Origin of the sequence: Sphingobacterium sp. N143, from assembly GCF_030325625.1 — a bacterium.
GTDB lineage: Bacteria > Bacteroidota > Bacteroidia > Sphingobacteriales > Sphingobacteriaceae > Sphingobacterium.
The window spans coordinates 17,173-31,405 of sequence record NZ_JACAIS010000014.1 but is presented as its reverse complement, the minus strand read 5'-3'; the positions used below and the strand labels follow the sequence as shown (position 1 = coordinate 31,405).

Here is a 14,233-nt window from a genome sequence, read left to right as displayed (position 1 = left end):
AGCTCCGTTTTCGAAGTTTTTGACGTAGACAGACCCGAGCAGGCAAACGTCCTGTTTGAATGTTTAATCGATGAAGGAAACGAATAAATTCCGGGATGGAGTGCAATTATATTGCATATCAAGAGCAATTTATCTAAGTTTGCGGTTACAGTAATGTTTACAATATGAAATATCCCTGTTCAAAAAACAGAAACTGATGACACTGAGCTGGATATTTCATACAACCACTAAAAGATAAATTATTTACTTATGAAAACAGCATATGTATTTCCTGGTCAGGGAGCCCAATTTGTTGGAATGGGGCAAGACCTATATAATTTAAATGAAGAAACAAAAGCTTTGTTCGAACAGGCGAATGATATTCTGGGGTTTCGTATCACGGATATTATGTTTTCGGGCACGGATGAAGAACTGAAACAAACGAAGGTTACACAACCTGCCATTTTCTTGCATTCAGTTATTTTGGCGAAGGCTTTAGGTGAATCTTTCCAGCCAGACATGGTGGCAGGCCATTCGTTAGGAGAGTTCTCCGCTTTGGTTTCCGCTGGTGCGCTAAGTTTTGAAGATGGTTTAAAATTGGTGTCACAACGTGCTAATGCCATGCAAAAAGCTTGTGAGCTACAACCTTCAACCATGGCAGCAATATTGGGTCTGGAAGATGCTGTTGTGGAAGAAATATGTGCTCAGGTGGAGGATGTAGTTGTTGCTGCAAACTACAATTGTCCTGGACAATTGGTGATTTCAGGATCCATTGCGGGAGTAGATAAAGCCTGCGCATTGTTGACTGAAGCCGGGGCAAAAAGAGCATTAAAATTAAATGTTGGCGGAGCTTTTCACTCTCCATTGATGGAATCTGCCAAGGTAGAATTACAGGCTGCTATCGAAGCTGTGGATATTCTTGCGCCAAGATGTCCGATCTATCAGAATGTCGATGCAAAGCCGCAAACAGATCCGGCAGTCATTAAGCAAAATCTGATTGCCCAATTGACAGGAGCTGTCCGCTGGACGCAAACCGTACAAAATATGCTGGCAGATGGTGCAACGGCATTTGTTGAGGTTGGTCCGGGGAATGTTTTGCAAGGATTGGTCAAAAAGGTGGACCGTCAGGTGCAGACCTCAGCTGCGGTTGTGAACGCGTAAAATTAGGATTGACTTGATAAAAAAAGGAACCTTAGGTTCCTTTTTTTGTTGCTCAAAATTTTTCCAACGGCGCTGTTTTCGGTCTTATCTTATTTGTCTTTGAACATGCTGTAATGGTCTTTCATGACCTGCAAGACAAAGTCGTTGGGGGTCATTTTCTCAGGATGTTTGACTTCCATCACCGTTTCCAGGCGTTGGACTAAGGCTGTTAAGATGCCGACATCTTTTCTGTCGAAAGCGGTCTGATACACTTCCTTGATGGTGTTGGCATCTTGGTCGCTCAACTTGATGACCTGAGGAAATAAAATCGGGTGATTTTCAAAAGTTTCCTCATAAATGGTATCGTTCAGTTTTAATCCGGGTTTCAGGCTGATGACTGAAGTCTCGCCGGCGATATCTCCAATGCGTTGGCCATTCTTGGATAAAACAATTGCGGTAATGGCAATCCCACCCATGGTCATCCAAATATCCACAATCGAGAGGCTCCAGCGGGATAGATACTGATAAAAATTGGCCCGGGATCCGTCGAGCTTTACCACTTTTATCTTCATGACTTTCTTCCCGATCGTCTGTCCGCCAAAAGCAGTTTCAGTGATTAAGGTATAAAAAAATGCTGGTAGGGTCATGCCCATGACAATACCATAGAAAAGGTAGGGATCTCCACTCGTCACATGCAATGCATCCACAAGGAACATACAAAAGAAGAAATAACAGACGATAATAAAATAATCTATTGCGAATGCGATCATTCTTGAACCCAGGCTGGCCAGGTTATATTCGATCTTTACATTTTGTGCAGTATTTATCTCAAGCTTGTTCATATGTCAATTATTTGTCTTTCAATGGCCGTACGGTATATCCAGGTTATTTTCATCCCTGTTTGTGCTTTCCAATCGTGGATATTTCATATATTTGGTTTAGCCAGTTAAAAAATTAATGAGAGAAGCATCATTTGTAGAACGAAATAAAGAAAAATGGACGTTAATTGAAAATAATTTATCAATTAACACGGAAGTGGATCCGGATGAGCTGGCATCAAATTATATTGAACTGACCAATGATCTGGCTTATGCACAAACTTTTTATCCTGAAAGTAAGGTCCGTGCTTACTTGAATGAACTGGCTGTTACAGCACATCAAATGATCTACAAGGACCAGAAAGCTTCCAATAATAGATTTAAATCCTTTATTAACGAAGAGATTCCACAGGCAATATGGTCCATCCGTAGACCAATGCTCTACTCACTTTTGATCTTTATCCTGGCCTCGGCCATTGGCTTTTTATCCGCCATGTACGACCTTGATTTTATCCGGCTGATTTTGGGAGATTCTTATGTTGATGCAACGATAGAAAGTATTAAGAAAGGTGACCCCGCGGCAGTATATGGTAAAGGAAGTAATGTTGGGTCAGCAATCTGGATCACGATTAATAATGTCCGTGTTGCCTTTATGGCTTTCGCATTTGGACTATTCTTGAGTATCGGAACAGGCTATGTTCTGTTCAGCAATGGCATCATGCTGGGAGCATTCCATCAGCTATTTTTTCAGTATGGCGTGATGGGGAAGGCGATGTCAGCAGTATGGATCCACGGAACGATCGAAATAGCTGTGATTATTGTCGCCGGAGGCTGCGGCCTGGCCATTGGCAACAGCATTTTGTTTCCCAGGTCTTACACTCGTATGGCCTCGTTTGTCCATACGGCAAAGACCGCGATGAAAGTATTGGTCAGTACCATTCCTTTTTTTATCATTGCGGGTACCTTGGAAGGTTTTGTAACAAGATATTATAATGTGTCCATATGGTTATGCCTGCTGATTATCCTGCTATCTTTGATGGCTATTTTATATGTTTATATTATTAACCCTTATCGATTAGCAAAACGATTTCAATGGAAGTAGATTTTGAATTTCAGAAAGAACGAAAGGTAGGGGACTTTGTCCAAAGTTTTATTGATCTGTTTAAATTGATCTATAAACATTTTGTGACAACCGTATTTGGCCTGTCCGCATTGCCATTGGCCGGGATCGCACTGGTCTACTATTTTCTGTCGACAAAAATTACTTTTTCTGCAAACAGCAGTTCTTTTGAAGATATTGATGGGTTTACATGGGGCGCATTGCTGATTTTAGCATTGATTGCGTTGGGTTTATATGTATACGGTATTTCTATTGAGTATTTTCTGTTGCTAAAAGAACGGAAAAATATTGCTTTCACGGGAAAGGAGGTGCTTCAAAATTTTAGAGCAAACCTGGGACGATATTTTATGTTCTTACTTGCCATGGTTTTAGCGCTGATTGTCATTTTTATACCGCTTATGATTGTGACCGTGATCAGTGCTTTTATTCCCTTTGTCGGGAGCTTTGCCATAGGCATCTTGATCGCCATGGTCGGGATCTGGCTGTTCAGTTCCTTTTTGTTCTACCGGGAGGGATATTCCGATCTGGGGAGCTGTTTTACCGATGCGTATGTCATGCTCAGTAAGAAGCTGATCCAATATGGTGTGGCGACATATATTGTTAATTTTATCTTTCAGATGGCCGTGATGATGATTTCGATTGTTCCCCTGATTATTATTTCTTTGATATCATATAATTTCTTGGGCATGGATGCTGCTTTTTTTGATTCGTCATGGGGGAAATTATTGATGACATTAGGTGGTATGTTCGTTACGCTATTTACCTTGTTTTTGTATATGGCCGGTGTTTTGGCTAATGGTATCATTTATGAAACTGCTAAAGACTTAAAATTTGGTGAACGTATATATGGTATGATTGATCGGATCGGAGGGCCAGATGCATAAGTGGGTATTCTTTTTTTTCTTCGTATGTATCCTCATTGCCGCCTGTGATCCTAAACCTAGGGACCGGGAGGCTGAACTTACTACTGCCGATTCAACAACCATTCCTGTAGACTCTGTGATGGCAATATTGGATTCCGCAAGTGAAGCCGCAGATTCAGCGTTGACTGATTCGGCTGTTACGATGAAGACCGCGGCAGCCGAGGAGGACGCTAAAATTGACCTTTGGGATCCAAATTTGTTTGATTCTATCCCTAAATACAGCGCGCAAAGACCATTCAAAACGGATTCATTTGAGCATATTATTAACCGGTATGAGCATGATGATTTTGTATATTCCGAGAATATTAAGGACAAGGTAGGGGTATTGCAGCGTATCTTTTCACGGCTTACAGATTGGTTAAGTAGCATGATGCCTGATAATCCATATAAATTTAGAGAGGAGTTCGGTTATTTATTTGCTTTCTTAGCATTAATTGCTTTAGCTTTTATCCTGTATAAGGTCTTATATAATAAGAAACAATACTTTATCAAACATGATCAAGAAGAGGACGAACTGGACACATTGGCTTATGTAGAAAGAAATTTAATGAACAGCAATCTGGATCCGTATATTCAGGATGCAATGGTGCAAAAAAATTATGCTTTGAGCATCCGTTACCTGCAATTGCTCAATATTCAAAAGCTGGCCCATGCCGGATATGTTAAATGGAAGCATAGTAAGACGAACGCAGAATTTGCTCAGGAGATCCGGGATGAAAACCTTCGTCAGGGATTTATGGACTGTACGAGGATCTTTGATTATGTCTGGTTTGGACAGTTTGAATTGGCCGAATCTGATTTTAATCAGTACAAGGTGTTATTTAGTCAATATCAAAATCAGATTAAATGAAAGGATCGGTAAAATTTGGGTTGATATTATTGGGCGTCGTGCTGCTGCTGATCGGTGTCATCGATATGACGAGCAGGAAACCCATTATTTGGGAGCGGACTTTTGATGCTAAAGATAAAAATCCCTTTGGGGCTTATGTGTTCAGGCAGGAGTTAAAATATATGGGGCAGCAGGTGACAGATATCAAACGTCCCTTATATGAGTATTTGGATAGTGTTAAAAATACGAATACCAACCTGTTGTTTTATACTTCCTATTTTTCCTTCGGTGAGGCAGCAGAAGACAAATTATTGGATTATATCTCCAAGGGTGGCAAAGCCATGATTATTGCAGAAGATATTGATTATTACCTCTTGGATTCCCTATCTATTAAAACATATAATTTTTATGGTTATAAGCAAGGTGCGGATATAAAAAAACAGCTAAGGGTAAGGTTAATGAATGAAAACAATAAGATTCATTATGGCAAATCGGATTTAAATGTGGTCTTTGAGAAACTTCCCAAAAACGCGACCATTCTTGGGGGAATTACTTATCAGGATTTTAGCTTGCCCAATTTTGTTGAAGTGCGTATTGGTAAGGGGATGTTATATTTACACCTGACACCAGATTTATTTGCAAATTATTATTTGCTGAACTCGGCTTCACAATATGCCTATGTGGCCAAGTCACTATCGCATTTAAATGATAAGCCATTGGCTTGGTATGATTTCAACGCGAATATTGACCAATATAAAACGCCATTGCGTGTTTTGCTGACCCATGATGGGCTTAGACAGGCCTGGTATCTCCTGTTAGGCGGATTGGTGCTGTTGTTGGTTTTTAGAAGTAAACGTGAGCAAAGGGCTGTTGAGATTGTGAAGCCTGAACCTAATCTGTCCAAAGAGTTTTGTGAAACGATAGCAACCTTATACTATGAAAATGGCACGCCTGGTAATATGGTAGCCAAAAAGATAGATTATTTTCTACATGATCTGCGGAATCGCTTTCATATCGATACGCTGGAGCTGAAAGAAGAGGGCTTCTGTGCGGATTTGGCCGAACGCTCTGGTGTTCCATTGGCTGAAACGGAACATGTGATTAAACTGATTGCACGGATGCAGCAGGCGAAACAACATGATCTGACCGATTTAAAGCAAGTGAATGAAAATATTGAAGATTTTAAACATAAAGCAAAAATGATATGAGTGAATTCGATAAGTATATATCCTTTGAGAACCGATTGGATGTATCGGTTTTGTTCGAGAAAATGACTCAGGTAAAAATGGAAGTCAAAAAGGTGATCGTGGGTCAGGATGCGCTGATTGATATGTTGTTGATTTCTATTTTAGCTTCCGGACATTCGCTGATCGAAGGGTTACCGGGGGTGGCAAAGACTTTGTCTGCCAAGCTGATCGCCAAAACGATCAATAGTGACTTTAAACGCATTCAGTTCACTCCAGATTTGATGCCTTCAGATGTTACCGGATCATCCATTCTGGATCTGAAGAGTAATGAGTTTGAGTTTCGAAAAGGGCCAATCTTCGCTAATATTGTATTAATTGATGAGATCAACCGTGTCCCTGCCAAAACCCAGGCCGCACTTTTTGAGAGTATGGCCGAACATCAGGTTTCGGTAGATGGAAATACCTATATTCTGCCTGCTCCTTTTGTTGTCTTTGCCACACAAAATCCGATCGAACATGAGGGGACTTATCGATTGCCAGAAGCACAACTGGATCGTTTCCTCTTTAAAATTAATGTCAATTATCCTGAGCTTGAGCAAGAACTGGAGATCCTGAAGGAGCATCATGCGCAAAAGGCCTCGAATAAAGAGGATCAGGTAAACAGTGTGGTCACTGCGACGGAAATTTCTTCCTTCCAACGGCTTATTAAGTCGGTTTTTGTACATGAGGAGTTGTTAACCTATACTGCCCAGGTCATTATTAAGACCCGTAGCAACCCTAGTTTAACTTTGGGGGCGTCGCCAAGAGCATCCATTGCCCTTTTGGAATCTGCGAAGGCATCAGCAGCATTGAGCGGACGCGACTTTGTAACACCTGAAGATATCAGGCGGGTAGCACCGGCGGTCTTGGGGCATCGGGTGATGTTGACACCTGAGCGGGAAATGGAAGGATTCACGACAACGTATGTCATTGACCAAATTATTAATTCTGTTGAGATCCCAAGATAATGAGAAAATTAAAACAGCTTTTCCTTACCAGTCAGTTCTTTTATTCCCTATTGGGCGTAGCAGCATTCTTTACAGTTTCTTTTTTTATTAAAGGGCTGTTTGTGGTTGCCTGGATCGTATTTTGGTTGTGGATGGCTGTTTTGATCTTTGATTTCATCCTGTTATTCGCTGGAAAAGGGCGGATTGAAATCACCAGGATATACCCTGAGAAGCTGTCCAATGGAGATGAAAATCCCATGAAATTGCTTGTTCATTCCTTTTATCCATTTGCTACGGTAGTTGAGGTCCTGGAAGAATTTCCGGTACAGTTGCAGCTTCGGGGCAAAGAGTTTTTGACCCAGTTACCGGCAAATCAGCACACAGAAATTTCTTATTTCATGCGGCCCACACAACGGGGGATATATCAATTTGGCCGCTGCATGGCATTGGTAATGCGGTTTGGTTTTTTTAAACGTCGCTTTATTACCAATCAGGAACAGGAGATTCCCTGTTACCCTTCTTATATACAGTTAAGGAAATATCAGCTCTTAGCGACGAGCAACAGGCTGAATGAGATGGGAATAAAGCGTATCCGGCGCATTGGATCGGCCATGGAATTTGATCATGTCCGCGAATATGTACAGGGCGATGATTATCGCCATATGAACTGGAAGGCTTCGGCAAAGGTCAAAAAATTGATGGTCAACCAATATGAGGAAGAAAAATCCCAGCCCATCTATTCATTTATTGATCTGGGGCGGGCCATGCGCATGCCCTTTCATGGATTAACCTTGTTGGATTATGCAATCAATGCATCTTTGGTGCTTTCTAACGCAACGATATTGAAACAGGACCGTGCGGGACTACTTACTTTTTCGAAAGAGATGAACGCTTTTATTGCTGCGGAAAAAAGAAATAACCAAATGCATAAGATCTCGGAAGCCTTATATCAGATTACAACGAAATTTGATGAATCGGAATTTGGCAAACTTTATAGCTATGCCAATGCACACATCAATAAGCGTTCACTCATCTTTCTTTATACGAATTTTGAAACACTGGATTCCTTAAAACGGCAAATGGGATACCTGACGATGTTAAATAGGAGCCATATCATTGTCGTGATCGTATTTAAAAATGTTGAAGTCGAAGACCTGGCCAAGAGTTCCCCGAAAAAGACCATCGATATCTATAACCAGATCATTGCGGAAAAATTTATCTATGAGAAGCAGCTTATTGTACAAGAGCTTATCCGCAATGGGTTTCAGACGATCTATACTGCACCGGAGAATTTAACCATTAATTCGATTAACAAATACCTGGAAATAAAAGCGCGCGGGCTTATTTAATGATGGCGGTATCCTTTACCATGACTTTTGTCCAAAAGTGTTGATATTTTTCGATGGCTTTTAGATGTATGGGGTGTGTTTCGTAAACGCCGATGTCTTTCAGGTCCTTGAATGTTACGATCAAGGTATAATCAAAACTGTTGTCAACTACTGGACGGTCATTTGTTTGGGCCGGAATGCCATAATTTAGTGACTGGATAGTCTCTATCTTTCGGAGTTCTTCAAAAAAACCGACAAAGTCTTTCTTGTCTTTTTCACTGATATCTTTTTTTAGCCAGAAATTTACCACGTGGACGATGGTATTTGATGGGATCTTTTGATCCGATTGGGTTTCATTGGCCTGGGCCAGCGTTGGCACAGTCATTAGGACCATTGGTGCTAGTAGAAAGTTTCGTCTTTTCATGATGGAACGGTTTAGATGATTAAGGTACAAAAAAAGGGAGACATTGCTGCATCCCTTTTTTATTTTAATAATATTTATAAGCTTCTATAAGCCGAATTCTTCTTTTACTTTTTCGATGTAATCTAATTTCTCCCAAGTAAATAGTTCGACCTCTAGCTGTTTCTTTTCTCCAGTGGAACTTTCGAACTCTTTGGTCACTTTTCTTGGTGTCCTTCCCATGTGTCCGTAGGCGGCAGTTTCCGAATAGATTGGACTTCTGAGACCAAGACGGGTTTCAATACCATAAGGGGTCATGTCAAATAAGCAGGCTATTTTATCGGCAATCTGGCCATCAGACAAATTCACTTTGCTTGTGCCGTAAGTATTTACATAGATTCCCATCGGGTCTTTTACGCCAATTGCATAAGATATCTGTACCAGGATTTCATCAGATACACCTGCAGCGACGAGGTTTTTGGCAATATGACGGGTAGCATAAGCTGCGGAGCGATCTACTTTGGAAGGGTCTTTCCCGGAGAATGCCCCACCCCCATGTGCCCCTTTACCACCATAGGTATCTACAATAATTTTACGACCTGTCAGCCCTGTATCTCCATGTGGTCCGCCAATGACAAACTTTCCAGTCGGGTTGATATGAAATTTGATCTCATCATTAAATAACAGTTGCAGTTCAGGCTTTAATTGTGCTTTAACACGGGGGATCAGAATGGTTTTGATATCATGGGTAATCTTATCCAACATGGCCTGCTCCTGATCGAAGTCGTCGTGCTGTGTTGAAATGACAATGGTATCGATTCTCTTTGGTTTGTGGTCATCCCCATATTCAAGTGTTACCTGTGATTTGGCATCAGGACGCAGATATTTTATTTCACTGTTCTCCCTACGCAATTCAGCCAGTTCGTACAACAGGCGATGAGAAAGATCCAGTGCCAATGGCATAAAATTATCGGTTTCATTGTTTGCATAGCCGAACATGATTCCCTGGTCGCCAGCTCCTTGCTCTTGTCTTGTCTTACGGTCAACACCCTGATTAATATCAGCAGATTGCTCGTGAATGGCCGATAACACACCACAAGAATTGGCTTCAAACATATATTCGGATTTGGTATACCCGATTTTTTCGATGACCGAACGGGCTATTTTCTGAACATCCAAGTATATATTCGATTTAACCTCACCTGCAAGAACAACTTGTCCGGTAGTGACGAGTGTTTCAATAGCGACGCGTGAATCTTCGTCCCATGCTAAAAAATTGTCTATTAATGCATCTGAAATTTGATCGGCGATCTTGTCTGGATGTCCTTCAGAAACAGATTCTGACGTAAATAAATAAGCCATGCTTTACGTAATTTTAATAATGGATTTGCGCTTGAATGAATTGACAGCAAAGTGATAAGAGCCGTGATAGCGAAGGGTTTTTAGCACTTTTTTACTGTGGTTGCAATCTCCTTGTCGTTGCTTTCGTAAGGGCAACAGCACGCAAATCAGTCCACATTCTATTTTTAATGCGACAAAGCTACAATACTTTGGGGGATATTTAAAATCAAATTTGTCTTTTAGGTTTAAAAAGATGTGCATATGGAATCAAATCGGTGTAAAGATTACATTATTTTAAGAAATTAGTAATTTCCGCTATCTTTGGACATGTCAGATCGTAAACAAATATTGTTTGTTATTAACCCTATTTCAGGAGGAAAGCGCAAGACTTCGTTTAAAAAGCAGGTTTTGGATGTGCTGGACTTGCAGAAGTTTGATCCCACCTTTCAGCAGACTGCGCGTCCAAATCATGCCTATGAGATTGGGCTGCAAGCGATTAAAGAGGGTTATGATGCAGTCATTGCAGTTGGAGGGGATGGGACGATCAATGAACTGGGCTCGGCTTTAGTCGGCTCGGGAATTCCTTTGGGTATTATTCCTGAAGGTTCGGGCAATGGTCTTGCGCTTTATTTAGGCGTGCCTATGAATGAAGCCGCCGCTATACGGCGGATCAATCGTTTTGAGTCCATAGAAGTAGACTGTGGGGTAATCAATGAAAGGCGGTTCTTTAATATTGCAGGACTGGGGTTTGATGCCTCAGTGAGCGAAAACTTTGCGAATGAGAATATCCGGGGGCCACTGGGCTATATGAAATCCGTTTTTAATGTGCTGAGCAATTATAAACCAGCTCATTATAAATTGACTATAGATGGCCAGGTTTATGAAAGACAGGCATTTATGATCAGTGTGGCCAATTCTCCTCAATATGGGAACAATGCTTATATCGCACCTCAAGCTTCGGTGAATGATGGTATATTAGATGTATGCATTGTGCATAAATTTCCTTTGTATATCCTTCCTAAGATGATCTTTCACCTGTTTAATAAATCGGCGGACCAGTCAAGCTATGTGGAAATTATCCCTGGAAAAGATATACAGATCGAAGTTGATACAGTCTCACCAGTACATGTAGATGGGGAGCCATTGGAATTGGGTGATAAATTAAATATTTCCATTATGCCAAAGGCTTTAAAGATAATTTGTTAAAAAATGATGGGTAAAAATAAGAAACAGTCCTATGAGGGCGTTGTATATTCAACAGATGACAATTATAACTATCAATTTGCGGATGTTTTTCAGGAAGTTGATACGTTACCCGCTAACCAGCAGAATCTCAAGGTTCAGCTAGATCGCAAAATGCGAAAAGGTAAAGTGGTCACATTAGTAACGGGTTTTGTTGGTCAGGTTGCAGATTTGGAGAGCTTGGGTAAACTCCTGAAACAAAAGTGTGGAGTAGGTGGATCTGTAAAAGACGGTGAAATAATGATTCAGGGCGAATTTAAGCAAAAGATCTACGACTTGTTACTTAAAGAAGGGTATCGTGTAAAAATGGTCGGTGGTTAAACAACGATATTGATAGGGATTAGTAAGAAATCTAACGAATTGTTTATTAAGGTGATATGGTGAGGATAAAGGAAGAGATTTAGTAAAAAAACATGAGTAATCACTTACTTTTTGTCGCTTAAAATCCTTGATTTTCTTGCATATCAAAAAAAAAATGGTTTTCATTGTAAAATAATTATTGCTAATAAGCTATTTAGCGAATGGTAATAAGGATTATATAACGGGAACTGCTGAGAAAAATGACACTATTAAATAGTGTATTCAGTTTGAAAAAACAAATTTGATTTTTTTTATATATTTAAGATGAATATTTTAAATTTGATATTAAATATTAAATTTGCTTTGCAAAATTGATTTCAAAAGCGAATAAGAGTGCATATAATTTAAACAACATTATATATTTAAACAACAGTAAAAAACTAAAAATTAGAAAAATGGCAAACGCACCTAAAACTGCTGCAAAACAAGAGAGCAACAACGGAGGATCTTTCTTTGCTCAAGCTGCAATCATCATCTGTTTCATCGTGGGTTTCTGTGTATGGAAATTTGTGATGGGTAATCCAACTAACTTCGTTGACAACAATCCTGAAAATGCTCCTAATCCAGGTAACTATTTAGGAATGGTTTACCATGCTGGGGCAATCGTACCTGTTTTGCTTGGTTTATTCTTAATGGTATGGGTTTTCTCAGTAGAACGTTTAATCGTTATCAACAAAGCTTCAGGAACAGGAAACGTTGGAAACTTTGTTAGAAAAATCCAATCTTTAATTAATGGTGGAAACATCGATTCAGCTATTGCTGAATGTGACAAACAAAAAGGTTCAGTTGCAAACGTTGTAAAAGCAGGTTTATTGAAATACAAAGCTGTATCAGCTGATGTTAATGTTGACACTGAAAAAGCAACTATTGCAATTCAAAAAGAAATCGAAGAAACTACAGCATTGGAAATGCCAATGTTAGAGAAAAACTTAAACGTAATCGCTACGTTGGTTTCTATCGGTACATTATGTGGTCTATTGGGTACGGTAACAGGTATGATCAAGGCCTTCTCGGCGTTGGCAACAGGTGGTGCTCCAGATTCAGCTAAATTGGCAAATGGTATCTCTGAAGCCTTGATCAATACAGCAACTGGTATTGCAACTTCAACATTCGCCATCGTATTGTATAACATCTTTACTGCGAAAATCGATAAATTAACTTACTCTATCGACGAAGCTGGTTTCTCAATCGTACAAACATACGCTGCAAACCACAAATAAGAACCGTGATGGAAATTTTTGATTTTAATTTATGGAAATCAAAGATTGAAAGCATCATGGGATAGAAGATTGAGTTTTAATTTAAAAAGAAGAATTTAAAATGGGTAAAGCAAAAGTAAAAAGAGCCAGTACGTCGATCGACATGACAGCGATGTGTGACGTATCGTTCTTGCTGCTTACGTTCTTCGTCTTAACGGCGACTGCGCGCCAACCGGAAGCATTGACGGTGGATACCCCAGCATCAACTACGAAAGATAAGTTACCGGATTCAAATGTCGGTATGATCACGATAGGGGATAACGGTAAAGTTTTCTTCGGTACAACTGATCAACAGGTTCGCGTAAAAGCATTAGAAAGAATGTCTGCAAAATATGGCATTGGCTTTTCACAAGAGGACTATGATCACTTCAAGTTGATGGAAAACTTTGGTGTACCAATGTCTAAACTAAAAGGATTGTTGGCATTGGACGCGGGTAAGCGTAATGAACCAGGATTGCAAACTGGTATTCCAATCGATAGTACAGAGAATACGTCCAATGAGTTGTATTACTGGGTTCAAAACACGCGTCTTGCCGCTGAGGAAGTAAACAAGGAAAAGGAATCTGCCGATAAAAACTTCGTGCATCCTGGTCCTTTGAAAATGGCTATCAAAGCAGATGCGAATGAAAAATATCCTTCGGTTAATTTAGTTATTGAAACGTTGCGTAATCAAAAGCAAAATAAGTTTAGTTTCATAACAGGCATGCGTGCTGAGGATAAATAATTGACGATTTAATAAGAACAAACAATGGCAGAATTAAATCAGGACAGTGGTAAACAAGGCAAAGGCGGGAAAGTAAGATCCAAGAAAAATGGGGGTAAGGTCGACCTTACAGCCATGGTGGATTTGGCCTTCTTGTTGATTACCTTCTTCATGTTGACCACGTCCTTAAATAAACCACAAGCTATGGATGTGGCCATGCCAGACAAAAATAAAATTAAAGAAGAGCAAAATGATGACTTGCTTACAGCAGACAATCGCTCCCTTACAGTTTTATTGGGTTCTGACAATAAAGTCTCTTGGATATATGGTCAAGTTGCCAAACCTATCGAAGGTCCGACTGTTGCTGGTTATGGTGCAGATGGTATCCGTAAGGTTTTGATGGAGAAAAAAGCATATGTACCTCGAGTTTCTGGCGGTAAAGACATGATCGTAATCATCAGACCTAGCGAAAAATGTACACAACGTAATCTTGTTGATATTCTTGATGAGATGAAAATTGTTGACGTTAAGCGTTATATGATCGGTAAGATCAGTCCAGAGGAAGTGGAAGTGTTAAAACGTGACAATATCTATAATGATTAGTTATTAGATTGACAC

General features: G+C 40.1%; 15 protein-coding genes. 12 read left to right on the top strand and 3 right to left on the bottom strand.

The features are described from left to right. The first annotated feature begins 249 nt into the window (after nucleotides 1–249). Complete coding sequence (gene fabD / locus HX021_RS21035; protein ID WP_286592586.1) at nucleotides 250–1,140, top strand: ACP S-malonyltransferase; 891 nt, start codon at nucleotides 250–252, stop codon at nucleotides 1,138–1,140. 89 nt (nucleotides 1,141–1,229) lie between these two features. Here fabD and HX021_RS21030 read toward each other — a convergent pair whose 3' ends face one another. Beyond that, entirely contained in the window at nucleotides 1,230–1,961 is a 732-nt protein-coding gene (locus HX021_RS21030; protein ID WP_286592585.1) for an RDD family protein, read from the bottom strand. Nucleotides 1,962–2,076: 115 nt separating this feature from the next. On the opposite strand from HX021_RS21030, the gene HX021_RS21025 reads away from it, so the two are divergent. The 6 genes from HX021_RS21025 to HX021_RS21000 are packed head-to-tail and all read left to right on the top strand — an operon-like array spanning nucleotide 2,077 to nucleotide 8,331. Further along, nucleotides 2,077–3,039, top strand: coding sequence for a stage II sporulation protein M (locus tag HX021_RS21025; protein ID WP_286592584.1), 963 nt, complete (start codon nucleotides 2,077–2,079; stop codon nucleotides 3,037–3,039). Then, entirely contained in the window at nucleotides 3,030–3,941 is a 912-nt protein-coding gene (locus HX021_RS21020; protein ID WP_286592583.1) for an ABC transporter permease, read from the top strand. The genes HX021_RS21025 and HX021_RS21020 overlap by 10 nt, the downstream gene beginning before the upstream one ends. Next, entirely contained in the window at nucleotides 3,934–4,830 is an 897-nt protein-coding gene (locus tag HX021_RS21015; protein WP_286592582.1) for a DUF4129 domain-containing protein, read from the top strand. Before HX021_RS21020 ends, HX021_RS21015 begins: the two co-directional genes overlap by 8 nt. Beyond that, on the top strand, nucleotides 4,827–6,017 hold the full coding sequence (locus HX021_RS21010; protein ID WP_286592581.1) for a DUF4350 domain-containing protein: 1,191 nt from the start codon (nucleotides 4,827–4,829) through the stop codon (nucleotides 6,015–6,017). The genes HX021_RS21015 and HX021_RS21010 overlap by 4 nt, the downstream gene beginning before the upstream one ends. Next, nucleotides 6,014–7,003 (top strand): AAA family ATPase, encoded by a 990-nt coding sequence (locus tag HX021_RS21005; protein ID WP_286592580.1) that lies wholly within the window; start codon nucleotides 6,014–6,016, stop codon nucleotides 7,001–7,003. The genes HX021_RS21010 and HX021_RS21005 overlap by 4 nt, the downstream gene beginning before the upstream one ends. Beyond that, nucleotides 7,003–8,331, top strand: coding sequence for a DUF58 domain-containing protein (locus HX021_RS21000; RefSeq protein ID WP_286592579.1), 1,329 nt, complete (start codon nucleotides 7,003–7,005; stop codon nucleotides 8,329–8,331). The genes HX021_RS21005 and HX021_RS21000 overlap by 1 nt, the downstream gene beginning before the upstream one ends. On the opposite strand, the gene HX021_RS20995 is transcribed toward HX021_RS21000, so the two are convergent. Together HX021_RS20995 and metK are read right to left on the bottom strand one after the other, a co-directional pair. Further along, on the bottom strand, nucleotides 8,324–8,734 hold the full coding sequence (locus tag HX021_RS20995) for a Dabb family protein (RefSeq protein WP_286592578.1): 411 nt from the start codon (nucleotides 8,732–8,734) through the stop codon (nucleotides 8,324–8,326). The genes HX021_RS21000 and HX021_RS20995 overlap by 8 nt on opposite strands. A gap of 84 nt (nucleotides 8,735–8,818) precedes the next feature. Continuing rightward, on the bottom strand, nucleotides 8,819–10,072 hold the full coding sequence (gene metK, locus HX021_RS20990) for a methionine adenosyltransferase (protein WP_286592577.1): 1,254 nt from the start codon (nucleotides 10,070–10,072) through the stop codon (nucleotides 8,819–8,821). A gap of 306 nt (nucleotides 10,073–10,378) precedes the next feature. On the opposite strand from metK, the gene HX021_RS20985 reads away from it, so the two are divergent. The 5 genes from HX021_RS20985 to HX021_RS20965 all read left to right on the top strand — a co-directional run bounded on the left by HX021_RS20985 (nucleotide 10,379) and on the right by HX021_RS20965 (nucleotide 14,218). Further along, nucleotides 10,379–11,257, top strand: a complete 879-nt coding sequence (locus HX021_RS20985) for a diacylglycerol/lipid kinase family protein (protein WP_286592576.1) — start codon at nucleotides 10,379–10,381, stop codon at nucleotides 11,255–11,257. Between the two features lie 6 nt (nucleotides 11,258–11,263). After that, complete coding sequence (locus HX021_RS20980; RefSeq protein WP_286592618.1) at nucleotides 11,264–11,614, top strand: translation initiation factor; 351 nt, start codon at nucleotides 11,264–11,266, stop codon at nucleotides 11,612–11,614. A 434-nt stretch (nucleotides 11,615–12,048) separates the two neighbouring features. Next, nucleotides 12,049–12,873, top strand: a complete 825-nt coding sequence (locus HX021_RS20975; RefSeq protein WP_121121127.1) for a MotA/TolQ/ExbB proton channel family protein — start codon at nucleotides 12,049–12,051, stop codon at nucleotides 12,871–12,873. A gap of 100 nt (nucleotides 12,874–12,973) precedes the next feature. Next, nucleotides 12,974–13,636: an ExbD/TolR family protein gene (locus HX021_RS20970; protein ID WP_286592575.1), complete on the top strand. Its 663-nt coding sequence runs from the start codon at nucleotides 12,974–12,976 to the stop codon at nucleotides 13,634–13,636. Between the two features lie 24 nt (nucleotides 13,637–13,660). After that, nucleotides 13,661–14,218, top strand: a complete 558-nt coding sequence (locus tag HX021_RS20965; RefSeq protein WP_286592574.1) for an ExbD/TolR family protein — start codon at nucleotides 13,661–13,663, stop codon at nucleotides 14,216–14,218. The last annotated feature ends 15 nt before the right edge of the window (nucleotides 14,219–14,233 follow it).

Coding starts and splice junctions, on each gene's coding strand:
- fabD (WP_286592586.1), top strand. CDS start 250: ATGAAAACAGCATATGTATTTCCTGGTCAGGGAGCCCAATTTGTTGGA.
- HX021_RS21030 (WP_286592585.1), bottom strand. CDS start 1,961: ATGAACAAGCTTGAGATAAATACTGCACAAAATGTAAAGATCGAATAT.
- HX021_RS21025 (WP_286592584.1), top strand. CDS start 2,077: ATGAGAGAAGCATCATTTGTAGAACGAAATAAAGAAAAATGGACGTTA.
- HX021_RS21020 (WP_286592583.1), top strand. CDS start 3,030: ATGGAAGTAGATTTTGAATTTCAGAAAGAACGAAAGGTAGGGGACTTT.
- HX021_RS21015 (WP_286592582.1), top strand. CDS start 3,934: ATGCATAAGTGGGTATTCTTTTTTTTCTTCGTATGTATCCTCATTGCC.
- HX021_RS21010 (WP_286592581.1), top strand. CDS start 4,827: ATGAAAGGATCGGTAAAATTTGGGTTGATATTATTGGGCGTCGTGCTG.
- HX021_RS21005 (WP_286592580.1), top strand. CDS start 6,014: ATGAGTGAATTCGATAAGTATATATCCTTTGAGAACCGATTGGATGTA.
- HX021_RS21000 (WP_286592579.1), top strand. CDS start 7,003: ATGAGAAAATTAAAACAGCTTTTCCTTACCAGTCAGTTCTTTTATTCC.
- HX021_RS20995 (WP_286592578.1), bottom strand. CDS start 8,734: ATGAAAAGACGAAACTTTCTACTAGCACCAATGGTCCTAATGACTGTG.
- metK (WP_286592577.1), bottom strand. CDS start 10,072: ATGGCTTATTTATTTACGTCAGAATCTGTTTCTGAAGGACATCCAGAC.
- HX021_RS20985 (WP_286592576.1), top strand. CDS start 10,379: ATGTCAGATCGTAAACAAATATTGTTTGTTATTAACCCTATTTCAGGA.
- HX021_RS20980 (WP_286592618.1), top strand. CDS start 11,264: ATGGGTAAAAATAAGAAACAGTCCTATGAGGGCGTTGTATATTCAACA.
- HX021_RS20975 (WP_121121127.1), top strand. CDS start 12,049: ATGGCAAACGCACCTAAAACTGCTGCAAAACAAGAGAGCAACAACGGA.
- HX021_RS20970 (WP_286592575.1), top strand. CDS start 12,974: ATGGGTAAAGCAAAAGTAAAAAGAGCCAGTACGTCGATCGACATGACA.
- HX021_RS20965 (WP_286592574.1), top strand. CDS start 13,661: ATGGCAGAATTAAATCAGGACAGTGGTAAACAAGGCAAAGGCGGGAAA.